The organism is Pradoshia sp. Z6_59 (assembly GCF_058267515.1).
Map to the genome: position 1 here is coordinate 48,729 of NZ_JBZCPP010000016.1, position 20,192 is coordinate 68,920.

At 37.4% G+C, this 20,192-nt stretch carries 21 protein-coding genes and 1 riboswitch; of the genes, 6 read left to right on the top strand and 15 right to left on the bottom strand.

The annotated features are described in order from the left end of the window. Window positions 1-10: 10 nt before the first annotated feature. On the top strand, window positions 11-178 hold the full coding sequence (locus AC4D4B_RS15065; protein ID WP_175354307.1) for a hypothetical protein: 168 nt from the start codon (window positions 11-13) through the stop codon (window positions 176-178). A 34-nt stretch (window positions 179-212) separates the two neighbouring features. Here AC4D4B_RS15065 and AC4D4B_RS15070 read toward each other — a convergent pair whose 3' ends face one another. From AC4D4B_RS15070 to AC4D4B_RS15080, 3 genes are all read right to left on the bottom strand, one after another. Further along, on the bottom strand, window positions 213-935 hold the full coding sequence (locus tag AC4D4B_RS15070) for an amino acid ABC transporter ATP-binding protein (RefSeq protein WP_490996894.1): 723 nt from the start codon (window positions 933-935) through the stop codon (window positions 213-215). Then, entirely contained in the window at window positions 932-1,588 is a 657-nt protein-coding gene (locus AC4D4B_RS15075) for an amino acid ABC transporter permease (protein ID WP_066108002.1), read from the bottom strand. Before AC4D4B_RS15075 ends, AC4D4B_RS15070 begins: the two co-directional genes overlap by 4 nt. Window positions 1,589-1,659: 71 nt before the next feature. After that, window positions 1,660-2,478, bottom strand: a complete 819-nt coding sequence (locus AC4D4B_RS15080) for a basic amino acid ABC transporter substrate-binding protein (protein WP_491000413.1) — start codon at window positions 2,476-2,478, stop codon at window positions 1,660-1,662. Between the two features lie 247 nt (window positions 2,479-2,725). On the opposite strand from AC4D4B_RS15080, the gene AC4D4B_RS15085 reads away from it, so the two are divergent. Together AC4D4B_RS15085 and AC4D4B_RS15090 are read left to right on the top strand one after the other, a co-directional pair. Continuing rightward, a complete protein-coding gene (locus tag AC4D4B_RS15085; protein ID WP_491000414.1) occupies window positions 2,726-3,613 on the top strand; it encodes an STAS domain-containing protein in 888 nt (295 codons plus the stop codon). A 156-nt stretch (window positions 3,614-3,769) separates the two neighbouring features. After that, a complete protein-coding gene (locus tag AC4D4B_RS15090) occupies window positions 3,770-4,843 on the top strand; it encodes an AI-2E family transporter (RefSeq protein WP_490996897.1) in 1,074 nt (357 codons plus the stop codon). Between the two features lie 56 nt (window positions 4,844-4,899). Here the strand turns inward: AC4D4B_RS15090 and AC4D4B_RS15095 are convergent, their stop codons facing one another. Both AC4D4B_RS15095 and nadE read right to left on the bottom strand, forming a co-directional pair. Beyond that, complete coding sequence (locus AC4D4B_RS15095) at window positions 4,900-7,659, bottom strand: GTPase domain-containing protein (protein ID WP_491000415.1); 2,760 nt, start codon at window positions 7,657-7,659, stop codon at window positions 4,900-4,902. 329 nt (window positions 7,660-7,988) lie between these two features. Beyond that, a complete protein-coding gene (gene nadE, locus AC4D4B_RS15100; protein WP_491000416.1) occupies window positions 7,989-8,807 on the bottom strand; it encodes an NAD(+) synthase in 819 nt (272 codons plus the stop codon). A gap of 377 nt (window positions 8,808-9,184) precedes the next feature. Between nadE and AC4D4B_RS15105 the strand changes: the two genes are divergently transcribed. The 3 genes from AC4D4B_RS15105 to AC4D4B_RS15115 all read left to right on the top strand — a co-directional run bounded on the left by AC4D4B_RS15105 (window position 9,185) and on the right by AC4D4B_RS15115 (window position 11,008). Further along, the gene (locus AC4D4B_RS15105) at window positions 9,185-9,715 is read left to right on the top strand and encodes a DoxX family membrane protein (RefSeq protein WP_490996900.1); all 531 of its coding nucleotides are present in this window, start codon (window positions 9,185-9,187) and stop codon (window positions 9,713-9,715) included. Between the two features lie 165 nt (window positions 9,716-9,880). Beyond that, a riboswitch (PreQ1 riboswitch) is annotated at window positions 9,881-9,925 on the top strand. 7 nt (window positions 9,926-9,932) lie between these two features. Further along, window positions 9,933-10,418: a QueT transporter family protein gene (locus AC4D4B_RS15110; protein ID WP_066108019.1), complete on the top strand. Its 486-nt coding sequence runs from the start codon at window positions 9,933-9,935 to the stop codon at window positions 10,416-10,418. Window positions 10,419-10,573: 155 nt separating this feature from the next. Next, window positions 10,574-11,008, top strand: a complete 435-nt coding sequence (locus AC4D4B_RS15115; protein WP_066108023.1) for a ferritin-like domain-containing protein — start codon at window positions 10,574-10,576, stop codon at window positions 11,006-11,008. A gap of 81 nt (window positions 11,009-11,089) precedes the next feature. On the opposite strand, the gene AC4D4B_RS15120 is transcribed toward AC4D4B_RS15115, so the two are convergent. The 10 genes from AC4D4B_RS15120 to AC4D4B_RS15165 form a co-directional block, all read right to left on the bottom strand. Then, window positions 11,090-11,800 carry a DUF5068 domain-containing protein gene (locus AC4D4B_RS15120; protein WP_491000417.1) on the bottom strand — a complete coding sequence of 237 codons (711 nt, stop codon included), beginning with the start codon at window positions 11,798-11,800 and terminating at the stop codon, window positions 11,090-11,092. A 178-nt stretch (window positions 11,801-11,978) separates the two neighbouring features. Continuing rightward, the gene (locus AC4D4B_RS15125; RefSeq protein WP_491000418.1) at window positions 11,979-12,779 is read right to left on the bottom strand and encodes a DUF368 domain-containing protein; all 801 of its coding nucleotides are present in this window, start codon (window positions 12,777-12,779) and stop codon (window positions 11,979-11,981) included. Window positions 12,780-13,004: 225 nt separating this feature from the next. After that, the gene (locus AC4D4B_RS15130; protein ID WP_491000419.1) at window positions 13,005-13,985 is read right to left on the bottom strand and encodes a quinone oxidoreductase family protein; all 981 of its coding nucleotides are present in this window, start codon (window positions 13,983-13,985) and stop codon (window positions 13,005-13,007) included. Between the two features lie 19 nt (window positions 13,986-14,004). Further along, window positions 14,005-14,814 (bottom strand): enoyl-CoA hydratase/isomerase family protein, encoded by an 810-nt coding sequence (locus tag AC4D4B_RS15135; RefSeq protein WP_491000420.1) that lies wholly within the window; start codon window positions 14,812-14,814, stop codon window positions 14,005-14,007. Next, window positions 14,799-15,566: an SDR family NAD(P)-dependent oxidoreductase gene (locus AC4D4B_RS15140; RefSeq protein WP_491000421.1), complete on the bottom strand. Its 768-nt coding sequence runs from the start codon at window positions 15,564-15,566 to the stop codon at window positions 14,799-14,801. The genes AC4D4B_RS15135 and AC4D4B_RS15140 overlap by 16 nt, the downstream gene beginning before the upstream one ends. A 1-nt stretch (window position 15,567) precedes the next feature. Beyond that, the gene (locus AC4D4B_RS15145) at window positions 15,568-16,314 is read right to left on the bottom strand and encodes a 2-phosphosulfolactate phosphatase (RefSeq protein WP_491000422.1); all 747 of its coding nucleotides are present in this window, start codon (window positions 16,312-16,314) and stop codon (window positions 15,568-15,570) included. A 1-nt stretch (window position 16,315) separates the two neighbouring features. Continuing rightward, the gene (locus tag AC4D4B_RS15150) at window positions 16,316-17,386 is read right to left on the bottom strand and encodes a phosphotransferase family protein (RefSeq protein ID WP_490996907.1); all 1,071 of its coding nucleotides are present in this window, start codon (window positions 17,384-17,386) and stop codon (window positions 16,316-16,318) included. A gap of 32 nt (window positions 17,387-17,418) precedes the next feature. Beyond that, window positions 17,419-17,817, bottom strand: a complete 399-nt coding sequence (locus tag AC4D4B_RS15155; protein ID WP_490996908.1) for an acyl-CoA thioesterase — start codon at window positions 17,815-17,817, stop codon at window positions 17,419-17,421. A gap of 136 nt (window positions 17,818-17,953) precedes the next feature. Continuing rightward, window positions 17,954-18,523 carry a TetR/AcrR family transcriptional regulator gene (locus AC4D4B_RS15160; protein ID WP_491000423.1) on the bottom strand — a complete coding sequence of 190 codons (570 nt, stop codon included), beginning with the start codon at window positions 18,521-18,523 and terminating at the stop codon, window positions 17,954-17,956. A 36-nt stretch (window positions 18,524-18,559) separates the two neighbouring features. Beyond that, window positions 18,560-20,170, bottom strand: a complete 1,611-nt coding sequence (locus tag AC4D4B_RS15165; RefSeq protein WP_491000431.1) for a long-chain-fatty-acid--CoA ligase — start codon at window positions 20,168-20,170, stop codon at window positions 18,560-18,562. Window positions 20,171-20,192: the final 22 nt, after the last annotated feature.

The window sequence follows — 20,192 nt, forward strand, 5'->3', positions numbered from 1 at the left end:
TCATTATAATATGTCTAAAAAAGTAAGTCTTCAAGAAGCGATTAAACAAAAACTTGCTTCTAAGCAACAATCAAATCAAGCCGGCAGCCATGTAAACGGACCTGTCAAAAAAACAAAAGAATTGCAAAGCCAACTGACAAAGAAACCAAACAACCAACGCAAACGTACAGGTGTATAACGACTCAGGGACTGCTATTGCAGTCCCTTTTTCATTATAAAACTTTACTCAAAAACAGCTTTGTTCGATTGTGCTGCGGATTTTCAAATAAACTGGTCGGTTCATTTTCTTCAACGATATATCCATCATCCATAAAAACAACCCGATCTCCCACCTCACGCGCAAATCCCATTTCGTGTGTAACAACCACCATTGTCATTCCTTCGCGCGCAAGCTCTTTCATAACCTCAAGGACCTCTCCAACCATTTCCGGATCAAGTGCTGAAGTGGGTTCATCGAATAACATGATTTCCGGCTCCATTGCCAATGCACGTGCAATGGCGACCCTTTGTTTCTGACCACCTGACAATGAATCTGGATAAGCATTTTCCTTATCTAATAGACCTACCTTTCGAAGGAGCTCCAAACAATGTTTTTTTGCTTCTTCATCAGGAACCTTTTTCACCTTGGTAGGTGCCAGCATTAGATTTTCCAGTACCGTTTTATGAGGAAACAAATTGAAATGTTGAAATACCATTCCTGTTTTGGTTCGTACCTTATTAATATCAATTTTTTTATCGGCAAGATCTACTCCATTTATAATGACATGTCCGTCCGTTATTTGCTCCAGTAAATTTAAACAACGAAGAAAGGTGGATTTCCCTGAACCAGAGGGACCTATCACTACTACAACTTCCTGAGGTTCAATCCTAATAGATATATCTTTTAATACCTCATTGGATCCAAAGTTTTTTTTCAAATTCCTAACATCTATCATTTTGTCTCCATCCTTCTTTCCAATCGATTTAATAACAAGCTAAGAGAAAGCGTAAGGATGAGATAAATCACAGCGGATGTTAAATAAGGCTCCCACACCCGATAATATTCAGTCGCCATAGCTCTACCCCAATACGTTAATTCTGGAGCTGCGATAACAGCGGCTATAGATGACTCCTTAATCAATACAATAAACTCATTACCCAGAGGCGGAATAATGCGCTTAAATGCTTGTGGTAAAATAACGTACCTCATAGCCTGTCCATGAGACATCCCAAGCGACCTGGCTCCCTCCATTTGTCCCGAATCAATCGACTGAATGCCTCCTCGAAATATCTCAGCTATGTATGCAGCTGAATTTAATGAGAGGGCAAGAATAGTTGCGAGTATGGCATTTGTCTCTCCTGTCAATGCTGGTACAACACCAAAGTGAACTAATAGGAGTTGGACAAATATTGGAGTCCCACGAAAAAAAGCAATATAGCAATTTAGGGGAATAGATAACCATTTCCTTTTGGTCAATCTACCAAGACCGATTAATAACCCAAGAATCGAACCTATTAAAATACCAGCTATTGAGAGTCCAATTGTATAAAGTGTTCCTTTCATTAACAATGGAGCATAAATTTCAATAATATCCCACCTGAAGTCCACATCTGTTCCCCCTTAGACAAAGATTGCGCAGCACAGCATCACCTGTGATACGCAATTCTCTCACACCTTTATTATTTCGATTGCTGAGCTTTTAACGTTTCAAGATCTGGATCAATCCCAAACCATTTTTTATAGATTTCAGTATATGTTCCATTTTCTATAATTGCTTTTAAAGCTTTATCCACGGTAGCTCTATCTTTACTGTCCTTCGGAAACATTAAGCCATAGTATTCATTGTCAAATGCATTTGGGTCTTTAACTACTACAAACTTATCCTTAGGATTATTTTTTGCGTATTCCTCGACAACTCCATTATCAGCTACAACAGCTTTTGCACCACCTTTTTTCATATCCATAATCGCCAGTACAGTTGTTTCAAACTTCTTGATGTCTTTATTATTTTTGCCTACTACCTTTTCAACCGCAAATTGACCTGTCGTACCAGCCTGAACAGCAATTTTCTTCCCTTTTAAATCCTGTGCAGATTTAATATCGCTGCCTTCCGGGACAAGAATTTTATTGGTTGATAAAAAATATGGAACAGAGAAATCATATGTTTTTTTCCGTTCATCATTTATTGAGATCGCTGACATCCCAAACGCTGCCCTTTTGTTTTTAATCTCGACAAATAATGGATCCCATCCTACATGTTCAATATTCACTTTAAAACCGGCTTCCTTCGCCACAGCATTCACAATATCAACGTCAAAACCAACCAATTTACCTTCCTTCTGGAATTCAAATGGTGAATATGCCGCATCAGTCACGACTCTCAACGTCTTATCTGTACCGCCTTCACCGCCGGCACTCTCTTCCTCTTTCGAACCGCAAGCTGCAATGACAGTAATAATAGCTATCATAATAAACATAAATAATGATTTCTTTTTCAAAATGACGCCCCCTCTTGTTTTCTATTTTAAATATTCAGAAAAGTCTATGAATAACATTATAAGGTTGCTTACAAGAATACGCAATTTAATTTTGATTTTTTTGTATTTTATTACACTAAAAGTCAAAACTACAAATTCCTTTAAAATAAACCATGTTTTTCTTCTAAAAATAGTAATTAATTAATTGTGTTTTTCTCATAATACACGCAAAATATTGAATATAGAATGGTAAAGAAAAGAGGTCATTATGGAAACTAAATCAAAAGCCTTATATGATTATTTGATTACTCATTCAGATGAAATAATTGAAGATTGGTATTCACTAATGCCGAAGAGTACTGAAGCAGATTATTCTCTTAACGGATCTATCCATACAATTAATGCATTAAAGAAGCAGTTTAAAGAATATTTGTTTTTAATAGCAAACAGCTTGTTTCAATCAGAAGAAGAGAGAGATTATATAATAAAAGAACGCACATTATCTATTGCAGAGGTACGCCTTGAATCCGGTACACCTCTAAGTAATTCTATTAATGCTGCCGGGCTTTTAAGAAGAGTTATATGGAAGTACACCCAAAAATTTATCGATATTACCAGCTTGGATATTGCCTTTAAAGATATTTTTTTCTGGGAGGAAAAGTTTAATTCTACAATAGATCAACTTACACATAGCTATACAGAAAACTATACAAACATATTGATAAAGCGAATCCACTCACAATCCAACCTAATCAATGAGTTAAGTTCTCCTGTGATTAAATTGACTGAAAATATCGGATTACTGCCGATAGTGGGTGATATTGATTCCACCAGAGCCAGAGCTATAAACGAAAGTACCCTTCAGCAAAGTGCAGACAATCAAATTTCCACATTAATTATTGATTTATCTGGTGTATTTATCGTTGATACTTTAGTCGCCCACCGCCTTTTTCAAATGATAGAGGCACTGAAATTAATTGGCGTAGAGGTAATCATGACAGGCATCCGTGCCGAGGTGGCACAAACGAGTATCCAGCTTGGAATCGATTTTTCAAGTATCCAAACAGAAAGCAGCGTAGCTCAGGCATTTAATAAATTAGGAATTATAATTAAAAGCAGTAAATCGTCATTTTCGAACACGAAATTAATATATTAGAATACTAAACAGCGATTATCACTTTATTTATTAATGATAATCGCTATTTGTATTCTCAGGATATATGGCGCCATCTATTTACTCTACATTGGAGTATAAGTAAACCAATTATGGGTATAGATGTGAAGACGTTGATTAAACATTTGGGGGTGCTCTATGTGGTTTAATAAACCTTTTTATAAGTATGCAACCGGCACTATTTTAATACTAATCATTATCTATTTATTAGGGAAGATTGATTACTTTATATGGCCTTTTCAAAAACTGATTATAACTATCTTTTTTCCGATTTTAATAGCTGGGCTCCTATATTATATATTGAGGCCGGTCGTTCATTTTTTGAGTAAGTATATGCCGATTACGATCAGTATACTTCTCATCTATGCATTAATCGGCGGAATGGGTTACGCTGCTTTTCATTTCCTGGGGCCCGTCATTGTTTCTCAGAGCGAAGAACTCATCGATAAAATACCGGAAAGATTAGAAGCAATCACATCCGAGTCAAAGGAAATTATAAATGAGAATGCCGCTTCAACTTATTTGTCCGTAGACAAGCTCACTCAATACGGGAAAGAATATGCGGAAAGTGTTCCTAAAGTATTATCTGATCACGCTGTAACCATTTTTTCAACGGTTACAAGCATAGTTACTGTACTTTTAATTGTTCCCTTTATTGTTTTTTATTTTCTTAAGGATGGTCATAAACTTAAACCGTTTTTATTAAAACATATCCCTGCTAATGTAGAGGACGAGGGCAACAGAATATTAAGGGATGTTGATAAAACCTTATCCACTTATATCGTCGGGCAATTTACCGTTGCAATTGTCGATGGCATCCTGATGTATATTGGATATCTAATTATTGGACTTGAGAACGCATTAATCTTAGCTATTTTTGCAACTCTACTGACTGTTGTACCTTTCCTTGGACCGTTCCTTGGAACCATCCCTGCGATTATATCAGGTCTATTAATCAGCCCATTTACAGCCTTTAAAGTTCTGATCCTATTAGTTATTGTCCAACAGCTTGAGGGCCATCTCGTTACACCTCAGGTAATGGGAAAACGCCTGGACATCCACCCGCTGACGGTTATATTATTGCTGCTTGTAGCAGGTTCTTTATACGGTTTTATAGGAATTCTCATAGCTATACCTACTTATTCAGTAGTAAAGGTTGTTCTCAAAAATTTCATCAAATTCTATAAACTGCGAACATCTGAAAGCTCTTAAACATATAAAAAGGTGATTTTAGAATGGCTTAACCACCATCCTAAAATCACCTTTTTTTACCTTGAAATAGTTTGAACTTCTTTTTGACCAATCAAAATCCATTCGTATTGTCGTAATCGCAATTCGTATAGCTTTAATGGGTCGCGATACAATTCTGGCTGAGAACGCATCTTCTCAAGCACGCCATTATGTTCAGCAATTTTCTCAGTCGTATCTGCCATTGCACCATTCATTACTTCTGTCGGATCTGCAAAGAACATTGAAACATCTCGAGTAATCGATTTTTCAAACATATCAAATTGCAGCAGGAATTTATCTGCAATCAATTGAGCGACCTCAGTATAATCCTGTGTTTCAATCAAGGTTGTATATTTATTGTACATAACACTTTTATTCGCAATCGAGCCAAATAGCATGCCTGCACTCTTCAATAATAATTGTTGCGGTGTGTGGCGAAGCAGTATATTAATGGTCTCCATTTGTACACCGCTCGTCATTCGGTTTGCATCCCTGCGCCAATCATCCAGCACTCTGAAATCACATTCCATTTTCATTCGTTCTTCCTGATAAATAGCATTGAAGCCTTCAGCCATTTCTTTTAAATACGCCTGGCTCTCTTTTAACTCTACTTCCGCTTCGGTAATCCAATCCTTTAAGGAATAAAAATACTTAGGCAAAATGGTATTCTCCAGGTATTCCTGTATCCGTACATTCATTTTCTCATTTAAATCTATATGAATCTTGCGGAAATCACTGTCCTCTGTAATTAAATCTTTGCTGGCACGAAGAATTTTAGGTACAGCTGCCTCCACATCAAGGCGAATGGCTTCCTTCCTTTGTTTAAACGTCTTACGCAACAATACGGCTTTTTCTTTCTCCAAATCCTCCATCTGATTCTTCGCACCATTTAGTTTTGCTAAAAGGTCCTCATTCCATTGAATGGATTCAATCAAGCTTTCTTCCCTTTCCAATCGTTGGTCGAGCAAGCTTGATATAGTCTCACGTACAAAGTGAAGCAGCTTAGCAGTACGTGCGCTTTCCTTATATTTACTTGTTAGATTCATTTTAATAAATTCAGCAAAATCTGAAAGCTGCCTGTTGCTTCTATAATGAGCAGAATGAGCAAAGATTGTTGCATTCGGCAGGTAAGGACTGATTCTGGACCATGCTTCATCCACTATACGAATAGCCTCCTGATCATTGTGAACAAGATCCATTTTATTTAATAAGAAATGAATTGGCAGATCAGGTGCTTGTTCATGAAGGGCCATTACAATTTCGCGTTCTTTGTTTGTAAATGGATCATTTACATCTAATACAAGTAAAAGACCATCTGCCATATTCAAATAACGGCGTACTTCCTGGATTTTATTATTTGCAATGCTGAATCCCGGAGTATCGATGATTGCTATTTGATTGTCGGCCAAAAATTGGCTCGGAAGCTGGTATTCGATGATACTTGGCTTGTTATCAACAAAGTTTCTGTTTGAAACTTTCTCTTCAAGCTCCTCTAGATTTAGTGGATTAATTGAAGAGTCTGTCACTTCCATTATGCTTTCTTCTTCGGCATTTTTAAACATGATAGCCGATGAAGTTGGTTTATCAAATAACTCTTCTCCTAAGATAGAATGAATTAAGGCAGATTTACCGCTACCGCTAGTTCCGGCAATCATAATATGTTGTACATTTATATCTAATAACTCATCAATAATCCATTTTTGTCTTTCGCTTACAGATAAATTATTTTGGTTTGCCCATTGATCAAGTTCCTCAAATAATCGAACGCTATCCTCCAAGCCATTCCGGTTATTTTCAGCCTGCATTAACACTCTCTCTGCATGATCAATATCAACTTGGCCTATCATACCAGGAAAATTATCATTCCATGCCAATATAGCAGAAGAAGCTAAAAGAGCATGCTTCCTATCTGTAATGCGGAGCCAGTTACGTAATAAACTTGGTAATAAGCCTTTTAATGTTTTTAATAATTTATGTCCATTAATTAATTCGAAGTAACCCTCTTTAAATAAGAAGGATAAATCTGACCATGGTTCGGGATGAACAAGTTCAAGATCCTGCAGTAAATCATTAAACCCCTGAACCCATTGCAAATATGCCGGTTCGCCCTTATAGCTGTTCCAAAGAGATACTGCAAGTTGTTCAAATTGACCACTGTCAATGGAATAGAGCTTATGTAAGACCTGATAAAAATAGCCAGGTTCCATATTTTTCGTTACACCTTGATCAATATAGGACTGCAGAACATCATACCAAAGCAATGACTCCGTACGGATGGATTCATTTACTGCAAGTTCAACTGCACTATTCCAATCACGTTGCTCTTCAAAGAATGAACGTGCTATTTCTGTCACTTGAGAATCATCTGGATTCAACTTAACTACCTTTTTAATCGTTTTATCAGCCAGTTCAGTTTTATCCAATTTCGTATATAGAGCAAATAACTGTAACCCAACTTCGGTATTCAATATAATCGAGTCTGATTCAATAGATTTATAAAGCTCTTCAGCGTTTTTATACATAGCCATTGCAAAGTAAGCATCCGCCATATTCTTTATAGCCCAAGGCGCCAGATCATTGCTAACCTTTTCCCATTTAAAAATGGAAGTCTCATAGTCTTTATAATGGAAATAAAGCTCTCCCTGAGCAAATCTAAGCGTTGATAGCTCAGGCAATTCCTTTTGTTGTTCTGCCAAAAATTCTTCACTTATTATAAGCAACGGATTCGCCGCATTATCGTTTGTTAATAAGGTTTTATATAAGGACTTTTCAATCAAGTTATTTTCATTATTCATCATACGACCCCTCCCTGGTTCTCTCACACAAATTTGTTCAATAGAATACATTATAACTTATATAGTGTAATAAAATTTGATTGCAAAATGGTTTCGGTAAAGTTTCATCTTCAATACAATATGATAGCAAAATGGAACATTTGTCATATTTGAAATAAATATAATACTAGATTATATCCTATACCCTCAGATAATTAACTAAAACAATTCGTGTTTTTTATTTTCCTTCAATTAATTATACCAGTATATCGTTATCTTAATCACGATTCATTTTCTCCTTACAATAGAATAAGCCCATGATTATGAAAATCACAGGCTTACTTTTTGGTTAGTTATTTCCACCAATTATCATGAATGGATGCAGGCATTTGACGTTTGTGTTCTGTTTTTAAATATTGCTTTTCAATTTTCAATGCAGCTTCAGCATCGACTTTCCGACCTTCCAAATAATCGTCAATCGTATCATATTTTAAGCCAAGTTCTGTTTCATCAGCTTGCTGCGGTTTATTATCCAGCAAATCGGCAGTCGGCTCTTTCATATATAGTCTTTCCTCAGCTCCCAATTCTTTCAGCAATTCTCTGCCCTGGCGCTTAGACAATCCCGATAATGGAAGAACATCAGCTCCGCCGTCTCCATATTTTGTATAAAAACCTGTCACTGCCTCAGCAGCATGGTCTGTTCCTATTACCAAAAGTCCATTTTGTCCACCAATAGCATATTGTGCAATCATACGAAGCCTTGCTTTCACATTCCCTTTATTAAAATCGGTTAATGTTTCATTAGTTGCTTCTTTGTATTGATCCGTAATGACATCGACAGTAGACTTTACATTAAAAGTAATATTTTCATCTGGTTTAATAAATTGCAGAGCACGCTGAGCATCCTCTTCATCTTGCTGTACTCCATATGGAAGTCTGACAGCAATAAATTTAGCTGCAAACCCTTCCTCACGCAGTTCTTCCACAGCCATCTGAGCCAGACGTCCTGCCAATGTAGAATCCTGACCGCCACTGATTCCTAGAACAAATCCTTTTGCTCCGCTCTTCTTTAAGTAACTTTTTAGGAACCCAACTCTGTCTTTGATTTCTTCTTTAGGGTTTATTTCCGGTTTAACATGTAATGCTTCAATAATAACTGATTGTAAGCTCATTCCCATTCCTCCTTCAAACACCTATACTATTATTTTCCTTAAATGTTCTCTTTCTAACCTTTTATCATTAAATATATTTTACTCTTATATATAAATTTTTAAATAGGTCATTTAATTTAGAGTATTGTTTTTTTATCCTTATACACCACACAAAATGGATAATTGCGTAAAAGTTTGTGAAGGAACGAACAATATCACGTTTGTAAAGTTGTTTTTAGTATTAACTTAAAAGGTTCACATATTTTTGTACAAAAAATGAAACACAGGGATAATACACCACATTATCAAGCATATGGTATATAAATAAGGTATAGAAAGTTACTGGCACTAAAAACCGCGGATTAGAGCCAGTTAAATCCATATGGGAGTGATTTAAAATGATGAATTGGTTACGAACTAATAAATATGCCTCCGGACTATTATTGATTATAAGATTGTATCTTGGTTATGAATGGATGATTCATGGATTTGAGAAAATTAAAGGCGGAGCATTTGATGCATCCGGATTCCTTGGAAATATTGTTGCTAATCCTGTAACTGGTCCAGACGGAGGGGCACTGTATCCGATGTATGGTTCATTCATTGAAAAATTTGCGATTCCTAACGTAGGGTTAATCAACATCCTAATTCCATGGGGAGAATTTCTAGTTGGGCTGGGGTTACTGCTTGGTGTCTTAACAACTACAGCTGCCTTCTTTGGATTATTAATGAATTTTATGTTTTTATTTGGCGGAACAGTATCTACTAACCCGCTCTACATCATACTGGGAATGGTTATTCTTGTAGCAGGTGCAAATGCCGGCCGATTCGGTGGAGACTATTACGTTCTTCCATGGATTCGTAAAACAATCTTTAAAAAGGATGACATAAAGCCAATTAATACAAAAAAGTTAACTCCAAGTCATTAAACTAACGATTAAATATCTGTGACGCCGAGATTTCTCTCGGCGTCTTTTATTGATTTATGCCAGTCGATCATAACTATACGATGATGTTTTGCCATGATCCAACTACAATCCTTTGTTGACTATGCATCTTATTATGCTTATGATTATTTGGTGTCTTCGGAAATACTAAACGTGGTTCGTAACCATCCCACGATAAAAAACTAAGGGAGAGAAAAAAATGAATATTAGAACGCTTGCTGTAAATGGAGTTTTGGCAGCCTTATATATTGCTGTCACTATAATCGTACAGCCAATCGCATTTTCGAACATTCAGTTTCGAGTACCTGAAATGTTCAATCACTTGATTGTATTTAATAAAAAATACATGTATGGGATTGTGATAGGAGTATTTATCTCTAACCTCTTTTTCTCATCAATGGGTGCATATGATTTAATATTTGGTGTTGGCCAATCCATACTAGCATTAACAATCACCATTCTAACCTTCCGATTTGTCCGCAATATTTGGGCAAGGATGGCTATTAATACATTCGTTTTTACTTTTACCATGTTCTTAATTGCTATAGAGTTAAATATTGTTTTGAAACTTCCTTTCTGGTTTGCATGGGCAACAACCGCAGCTGGAGAATTAGCAGTCATGACAATTGGTGCTCCAATTATGTATGCTCTCAATAAACGTATTAATTTCTCAAAATTAATCTGACTTAATAATCCAAGCTTGGCCCTTTATCGGATCAGGCTTTTTATTATGTAAAAATATTCCTGAACATTTCAAAATCCTGCCACAAAAAAAATGCTTAATATGTAGTAAAGTAGGGTACATTTGAATTATAGAATATAGAAGGAGTGGATTATAGAATGGAAAAAAAATTAAAAGAATTAATAGATGGTTTAAATGAAGATCTAGCAAACGAATATGCTGCATCAATCATGTATTCTAGCTATGCGGCAATGGTTTCTGGTTTATACAGACAAACACTGAAACCTTTCTTTGAAGGTGAAATAGCCGATGAACAGGGACATGCTTTATATCTTGCAGAAAAAATCAGTACATTGGGTGGAACACCAACTGTAACACCAGCAGAAGTTAAACAAACCACTGATGTTAAGGTAATGCTTGAATCTGCCTATCAGGCAGAAAAAGATACAATAGATCGCTACGAAACACGCAAGAAACAAGCTGAGGAATTAGGCTTAACTGAATTAGTTGTCAAACTAGAAGATCTTATCTCCGATGAAACAGGCCATATGGAAGAGATTGGCCGCATTCTTAGTGACTCCAGATTTGATTAATTCTTAACAATCTGCAACATATTTAACACAGGGAAAGAACCGTAATTCTGACAAGCAGAATTACGGTTCTTTTTATGGCTATTACTTCGGTAATGGAATTTCAAATTCTGTCTTTTTCCCATCAAATAAATCTTTACCTTCACTATTTAGGAATGGTCCAAACTCCAATTTTAAATTTCGCGTTTTTGAAAACAAATCCTTGTCTATTAAAAAGACATGAAGCTTTTCACTAGATGTTCCTGCAGCCATTTCTCCTTGTTGGCTCGGCTCAAGATTTGTTTCTGGAAGATAGATTATTTGATTATCGTTCCCCCTTAAAAAAGAACGGATGGATTGATATATCAATGGTTGTTTGGAATTGTTCTCAAGCTTTAATTTTAGGGTAAGCGCTATACGGTCTCTTTCATTTAAATTTTTGAACTTTGATTTAACTGCCTCTGTTGGGGTGATCTCAGCATACTGTATACCCTCTAACGTAATGATTACGTCTTCAATATTTTTAGTTTCATTCATTTTTAAATTTTCATATAGTATCTTTTTCACACCCATATTACCAGAAGTAAATCGATCTTGATACACCTCAGAGGATACAGATGGCTCTTCTCCTTTTGCTGCCACGCCATTTTTTGTTTCTTTATCATCGGTACCTTCATTATTATCGGTACTTACATCTTCTGTAGTATGATTCTTTTTATTTTCCTCGTTTATCGTCTCTTCTTTTTCACTTCCACATGCTGATACTGCTAAGATAAAAAATGCCAAAAATATAAACCTCAGTCCCTTTTGTATCATAATTCAACCTCCAATATTTTTTTATTGTAAAGTTGTTAGTTAATTTATACCTCTGCTTAATTCTTAATATTCTAAACGTAAACGACATTTTCCTATCTATCTAATTGTTTTAACAATGCAGGCGAAACAAAATAAAAAAGGATTGTACGAGACAATCCTTTTACTTCCTATTCAATCATTACTTCGTAAAGATTTTCGTTACCAAAAGACCTGACACAAACGTTATACAACATAGCAATATCGTACCTATTCCTGTTGGTAATCCAGGAACGACCACAAATATAGATCCAATAATTAATCCCATTATGACCGCAAACGTCATATGTGGATATACCCTCAGTAAAAAGCTGATTGCTTTACTGCTCACAATAAAGCCAACCACTGCTCCAGCCCCTACAAGGATAATAATCGAAAAGTTTAAATCTGATAAAGCAGAAATAACAGTTGAATAAACACCGAGCAACAATAATATAAACGAGCCACTAATGCCTGGAAGCAGCATAGCCATACTTGCAAGCCAGCCGGAAAAGAATAATCCAAGCCCAGATAAAAGCGTTACTTCAGATATAACAACAGATTCATTCGGCTTCAGGAAACCTAGTGCTGCCATCATGATTGCAACCAAAACGACAACCCCATAATGCTTTCCTGTAAAGTGTTTTTTCACCTCTGCCTGTCTTATAATAAAGGGTAGTACACCGATGATTAATCCTACAAAAAAGAATTGTGTCGGTTCATGATGATGTTCCAGCAAATAATCAATCAATCGGCTAAACGTCAGTATAGTAAACCCCATACCGATTGCGAGTGGCAATAAAAAGCCCAGATACCTTCTCCAGTCACGGCTAAAAAAGCCACTGATTGATAATAATAAGCGATCATAAATACCTAATATAAACGCTATGGTTCCTCCACTTACACCGGGAATTAAATCACTGATTCCCATTAACATACCGCGATATATGTTTTTCCATTCCATTATTTTTTCAGTCCTTATATTTTATTTCACTATAATAGTTTACAAAATAAGAACTAGTAAAAACAATGGCACATAATACAAATTAAATAGTTTTTCACTCATTTTAATATCAATATAAATTATACAAATATAATAATTTTGAATAATATCACATTTATCCATACTCTTATTACAATAAAAATAAGCATGCCAGAACTGCATGCTTTACAAGAATGCTATTAATATTCAACGACGAATTTCAAGTATTATCTTTCCTGCTGTTTTCCTAGACTGCAATAACTCATGCACTTTTGCTGCTTCATCGAGTGGATGGACTTCACCTATTATTAATTTTAATTTTCCCTCTTCTAAGAATGAAAAAAGATCACGCATACTCGGCAATAGCAGTTCTGGCTTTCTCATAATTTGCGGAAGAAAGAATCCAATGACCGACTGGTTTCTGGCCATTAAGGATGATGGGTGCATTACGGCCTGTTCTCCACTTGCGACACCATATATCACCAATCTCCCGAACGTAGCTAAGCATTTCAGTGTCTCCTTAAAAATATCACCGCCAGCCATTTCGAGCGCCACATTAACTCCACGGCCGTTTGTCGCTTCCAGCACTTCTTTATACCAACCCTCTTTTGTATAGTTGATACATACATCAGCTCCCAGAGAACGTGCAAGCTCCAGCTTTTCTTCTGTGCTGGCAGTTGCAATTACCTTCCCTGCGCCCATTAATTTAGCCAATTGGACTGCTAAAGTCCCAACTCCTCCAGCTGCTGCATGAACGAGAACTGTTTCACCCTCTTGCAATTGCCCCATTGTTTTTAAAATATGGTAGGCACTCAAACCTTGAAGTGGGAGGGCGACCACTTTTTTTAAATCGAGTTCTTCTTTCAGGAGAATTACGGACCGAGCGTCTGCAACAGCATACTCAGCATATCCCCCAGATTCAATCAGCGTGACCACCCTCGCTCCAACATTTACGTACGTCACTTCTGAGCCAGTTTCGACTACAACCCCGGCAACTTCAGCTCCAGGCACAAAAGGAAGCTGGGTTGGTACAACATATTGGCCTTCACGTCTGGCAGTATCTGCATAATTCACACCAACTACATGTATTTCAATTAATACTTCATGTGGACCAGGTTTCGGCCTATCTAATTCGACCATTTTTAATACTTCTGGTCCTCCGTATTCAGTAAATTGAATGGCTTTCATAATACATACTCCCTTTCACTTATCTGCCGGTAAATTGCGGCTTTCTTTTTTCTTTAAATGCAGATACACCTTCTTGATGATCCTCCGTGGCTATCATCATCGTTTGAGTGATGCGTTCTCTCTCCAGGACATCTTCGAGAGTGGCCGTAAAAGAATAATCAATCAGTTTTTTCATTTGCCCATATGCTTTTCCTGGACCATAGGATAGCATAGTCGCATATTGAATTGCTTCATCACGCAAAGCTTCTAAAGGTACAAGTTTATTAATAACCCCAAGTTCATATAAACGTTCTGCTGGTATCGGTTCAGCTGAAAAGAAGAATTGTTTCGCTAAGTGTGGACCAACTAAACGTGGTAGGAAATAGGAACCACCTGCATCCGAAATAAGGCCAACCTTTGAAAAACTTAAAGCGAACTTACTCCCCTCAGCGGCTACAATCAAATCACAGGCAAGCGCCAAATTAAAAGCAGCCCCTGCCGCAAAACCATGTACCGCCGCAATAATAGGAGTCTCAATCTCCTTCATCGTTAAAATACATTCATTTATGACTCCTAAATACTCGTAGGTAGTAGCTGCTGATTTGGTTCCCATCGTTTTTACATCTCCGCCGGCACTAAACGCCCGTCCTGATCCGTTTAGAACAATCACTTTTACATTAGGATTTTTATCCGCTTTTTTTAATTCACTAATTAGTCCTGTTATCATTTCCGGACTAAAAGCATTCAAGCTTTCAGGTCTATTTAATGTCAATACTAAAACTGAACCTATTTCTTTTATTAATAAGTGTTCCATCATCCATCTCCCCTTCTCTTTTACGTAATCATCCATCCCCCATCGACCAGTACATCTGTACCTGTCATGTATGAAGCTTCACTCGATGCTAAAAAGGCAATAACATTGGCTATTTCCTCACTGGTTCCTACTCTTTTCAATGCTGTGTTGCGTTCAATTGATTTCACAAACCGTTCATTTGTTAAAGACCATTCTGTCAACGGTGTTTCAACAAATCCAGGTGAGACGGAGTTTGCACGGATACCATATGGTGCCATTTCAAAAGCAAGTGCCTTCGTAAAATTCAGCACAGCTGCTTTTGCAGAACTATAATGAGGTATATGAGCAGCAGCCTTATGACCTGATAGACTCGCTATATTGACAAATGCCCTATTACCTCCTCGGTTAGCTTGCTCCATCATAAACTTTCCAAGTATTTTTGAAACCAAAAACACACTCTTCAAATTCACTTCCTGAACGATATCCCAAGCCTCTACGGCCGTATCCATTATTTTTGATTGCACTGAACCACCTGCATTATTAATGACCACATGTAAGTCCATAAAATGATCCTCAATAAAATCTGACAACGCGGTTACTTCCTCTTCTTTCGTAACGTCGGCCGCAAAACAGGTTGCCTGGATATGATGGCTTTGATTATTAATTTCATCAACAACGCTTTCAAGCTTTTCTAAGGTTCTTCCAACTAGAATGACATTTGCCCCTTCTTTCGCCAAACGCAGAGCGGTGGACTTTCCAATCCCGCTGCCACCCCCGGTGATCACGGCAACTTGTTCTTGAAATCGCATCCTATGCCTCCTTTTTTACCGTTAGTACAACGCGATTATTTTTAAACACAGGAACAATCTCATAACGTCCACTGTTACTTGATAACAGAAGGTCATCCTTTAATCCATATCTGGTTAATAGCAATCCAACTCTGGATGTTGCCAGAACTGAGTACGGATTTGATGAATGGCTGTCATAAAAAGCCAATGCAGCTTTTCCAGCGTCATTCAGCTCAATCTCTTGTTTGGTTCTACAGGTTATATTTGCAATTAAATGGCCGGCACCATAGAAATCCTCCAGGCTAAATTCTCCTGAATTTCCTGAACAAATCACGACAATCGTTTTATCCTTGCTACTTTTTAGTAGCGCCTGTGCCACGGCAGCATTATTAAGCAAGGAGGAGATATACACTTGATTTGCATGTGCTGCTTTATGTAGAGCCACCGTGCCATTAGTCGTTGAAAGAATCAAGGTTTTACCATGGATACGTGTGCTAATTTCAACGGGTCCTGGATAAATAAAACCATCGATTGGTTCTGCATGTAATTCCCCAGCCATCAAGGCTTGTCCGTTCTCAAATTGTCTGCTTACTTTAATAGCTTCATCTGGATTAAGAACAGGAATAACCTCTTTTGCTCCATTCTGCAACGCTGCTACAATTGTTGTTGTGGCCAGGAGAATATCCAGTACAACAGCTACCTTGTTGCCTGTGGCCAATTTTTCTGGTGAAATATCTTCCTTGGTCAGCAAGACATGCACTTTCAGCATCTTATCGATTCCTTGTAAGTGAATAAGCATGCTCAATCAATGTTTTTACATACTTATCAAAGTTGGCAAATCTCGGATCCTTTGTTTGGCCATTATGATAACGATAGTAGATTTGCTGACAGATTCCCGCTAATTTGAAATAGGCAAACGTTAAATAGAAATTCATATTGGAGACATCACGGCCGCTTTGTTTTGCATATTCTGAAATAAATTGTTCCCTTGTATAAAATCCATCCCGAATCGTAACAGATGGCTTACCCAGTCCTTTTTTCAATACTTCAGAATCGTCCCCCTCTGCCCAATAGCTCATAGCTACTCCAAGATCTGCGAGCGGATCTCCAACCGTCGTCATTTCCCAATCAAATAAACCGACCATTTCCGTCCCATCCTCATTAAACATCGCATTGTTTAATTTATAGTCATAATGAATAATTGAAGCATCACATGAAGCTGGAATGTGATCTACTAACCATTTCTCTAATTCTTGTATATTTGGAATATCATCTGTTTTTGCTCGTTCATAACGTGCTATCCATCCATTTGTCTGTCTTTCCATAAAGCCATCAGGCTTACTGATTTCCTTCAATCTAGTCTCCTGATAGGAAATGCTATGAAGCTGAACAAGCCGTGCTACCATTTCCTTTGATAAATTTTGAAAGAGTTCACGGGAAGGTTTAATGCCTTCAGGAACAGAAGTATCAAATATAAAACCTTGCTTTCGTTCCATAATAAAAAACGGACTCCCAACAACATGTTCATCATCTGAGTAAAGGATTGGTTTTGGCGCCGGACTGAATAGAGGATGTAATTCTGAGAGGATGCTATATTCTCTTTGCATATCATGGGCTTTGGGAGCTAAACGACCTAGCGGCGGTTTCCTTAAAACAGCTTCCCATGTGCCTATTTTTAATTGATAGGTTAAATTTGAATGACCTGCCGAGAATTGTTCAATTTCGAGGTTTTCTTCTGGCAAATCGCTAATCTTACTCCGCAGAAATGATTCAAGTACATGCTGCTGCAATTCTTCTCCGCTTCGTACGGGAATCGTATCTTTACTAACTCCTTGGTTCATGCCTATCTCACCTCTTTTAAAAATCGGACTCATTAAACAGCTTCGACCAGCCTCAGCAGTTTCTCTTTTAGCATTTCAGGAATCGGTTCACTTTCCTGTTTGTCAAAATTAAACTGAACAAGGATGGCAGTCCCTTTGGCAATTGGGTTACCGGTTTGGGCACAGTAAATATCATGTTCAAGCTGAAAGCTCTTTGTCCCCACTCTGGATACAGTCGTGTTAATTTTTAATATTTGATCAAAATAGGCTTGAGAGAGGAAATCACATTTAGTTGAGGCCAAAATGAATGACCAATTTTTTATTTTTAATTCCAGTTCCATTTCCTTCAAAAAATGAAGACGAGCTTCCTCCAGATAGATAAAATAACTTGTATTATTCACATGACCAAGTGCATCTGTTTCCGAAAAACGGACGGTTACCATTGATTCCATAGCGGCCTCCTTTTACCCATTTACAGTATCCATACTATATTTATTCCCTGCTGTATGCATCGGAGGATAATCGTAATCTATACACCGACCAGCTCCAATTAAGCAATTTTATTCAAAAAAAGGGAGTCGTGATTTCCTACTCCCCTTTTTCAATTCCTTTCATGATCATTTCTACAAACATGTCTGTTAATTCATGTTCAGAAATAACACCTTCAGGGTTAAACCACTGATAGCTCCAGTTCAGAATTCCAAGAATACCAAATGTGATAATGGTAGGATTTAAATCTGAGCGTAACTCCCCTGTCTTTATCCCTTGTTTAATTAAATCTTCAATATTAAAGCGAAATTGATCACGCTTTGGCAAAACCTTTTTCAGCTTATCCTCGGATAATAGTTTCATTTCGCGGAAGAACACCTTTGCACTTAAACCTTGGGTACGAATATCACTCACTAGTAAATACGCTATATCGTGTATTTTTTGTCTACAGGTTTTCCCCGAGGTATTTAGAATCATTTCCTGTCTTTCAATTAACCCATTAATATAGTCGAGATGAATATTCATCAATAATTCTTCTTTACTTGCAAAATAGTAATAAAAGGTTCCCTTTGTAACACCCAAAGAATCAACAATATCCTGTATGGATGTTTCTGCAAAACCCTTTTGTTCAAATAAAGAAATGCTGGTGTTCTTAATTTTTTGTTTCATCATCAAGACTCCAGTTCGTGTGTATTCATGTCATCCTTATTTTGTTTTGACTTCTTCCCTCAGAGCCCGGCGAAGTATTTTTCCGACATTTGTTTTTGGTAATTCATCACGGAATTCTACTATTGTCGGCACTCGATAGGCCGCCATATTGTTTTTACAGTATTCTATAATCTCTTTATCCGTAGCTGACTCATTCGCTTTTAAGACTAAAATTGCTTTGACTGTTTCTCCGCGATACTCATCCGGAACTCCTATTACAACTGCTTCCTGTACAGATGGATGTTCATACAGGACTTCTTCTACATCACGAGGGTAGATATTATAACCGCTTGCAATGATTAGATCCTTTTTACGGTCAACAATCGTTAGATATCCATCTTCATCCATCCTGGCAATGTCCCCTGTATATAGCCATCCATCACGGAGAGCATTAGCCGTTTCTTCAGGCATATTCCAGTAACCTTTCATAATCTGGGGACCTTTGACAATTAATTCTCCCAGTTCGCCAATCGGAACTTCCTCAGCTCCTGTAGCTACATCCACGATTTTACAATCTGTAGATGGGAAGGCAATTCCGACTGTTCCAGGTTTACGAACACCAAAATCAGGATTACAATGCGTAACAGGCGATGCTTCCGAAAGACCATAGCCCTCCAAAATCTTGGAATCCGTTTTTGATTCATATTCCTTCATTAATTCCATAGGCATAGGAGCACTTCCGCTATTGGAAATTTTTATGCTATCAATCCCATATTCCTTTGCTTTAGTATGAGCATTGATCGCCACGTACATGGTTGGTACGCCAGGGAATATAGTTGGCTTCTCCTGTTTTATCGTTTGAAGAACCTCTTCTAGATCAAAACGGGGTAGCAATATGTTTTCACTCGCCATTAATATGCAATTATTCATACAGGCCGTCATACCAAATACGTGGAATAATGGGATGACAGTCAGATACCTTTCATTACCTTTAACTACAATTCGTTTATAAAATTCCTTTGTTTGATAAATATTGGCTACTAAATTACGATGAGTGAGCATGGCCCCTTTCGATCTCCCCGTTGTACCCCCTGTATATTGGAGCACAGCAACATCATGGCTCGGATCAATAACTACCGGCTCTACTGGCATGACTGTATCAGAGATAAATCGCTCAAATGTCCAATCATTTCCGAATCCTGCCCCGGATGGCTGCAGGCTTACTACAATAATATTTTTGAGATTCGTAGTGGATTGAACAGCTTTAACGGTTTGATAGAATGCATCCATGACAATAATCGTTTCAGCACCGGAATCCTGCAATATATATTCCAGCTCTCTGGCTACTAACATGGGATTAATTTGAGTGACAATTCCTCCCATCGATAAAGTCCCATAATAGGCAATCACATACTGAGGACAGTTTGGCAGCATTATTGCTACCCTGTCACCCTTTTTAACATTATTATTCTGAAGTGCTGCGGCAAAGCGATTTGATGTTCCTGAAAGTTCTTGATAGGTCATTTTTCTTCCAAAAAAAGATAGGGCATTGTTTGTGGGATAATGGATTGTCGTTTCATGAAGAATGTCTGGCAGTGATTTGTTTGGAATTTCAATATCAGATGCAATACCTTCCGGATATTGCGTAAGCCAAGCTTTCTTTTTCATATTTTCCATAATCAAATCTCCT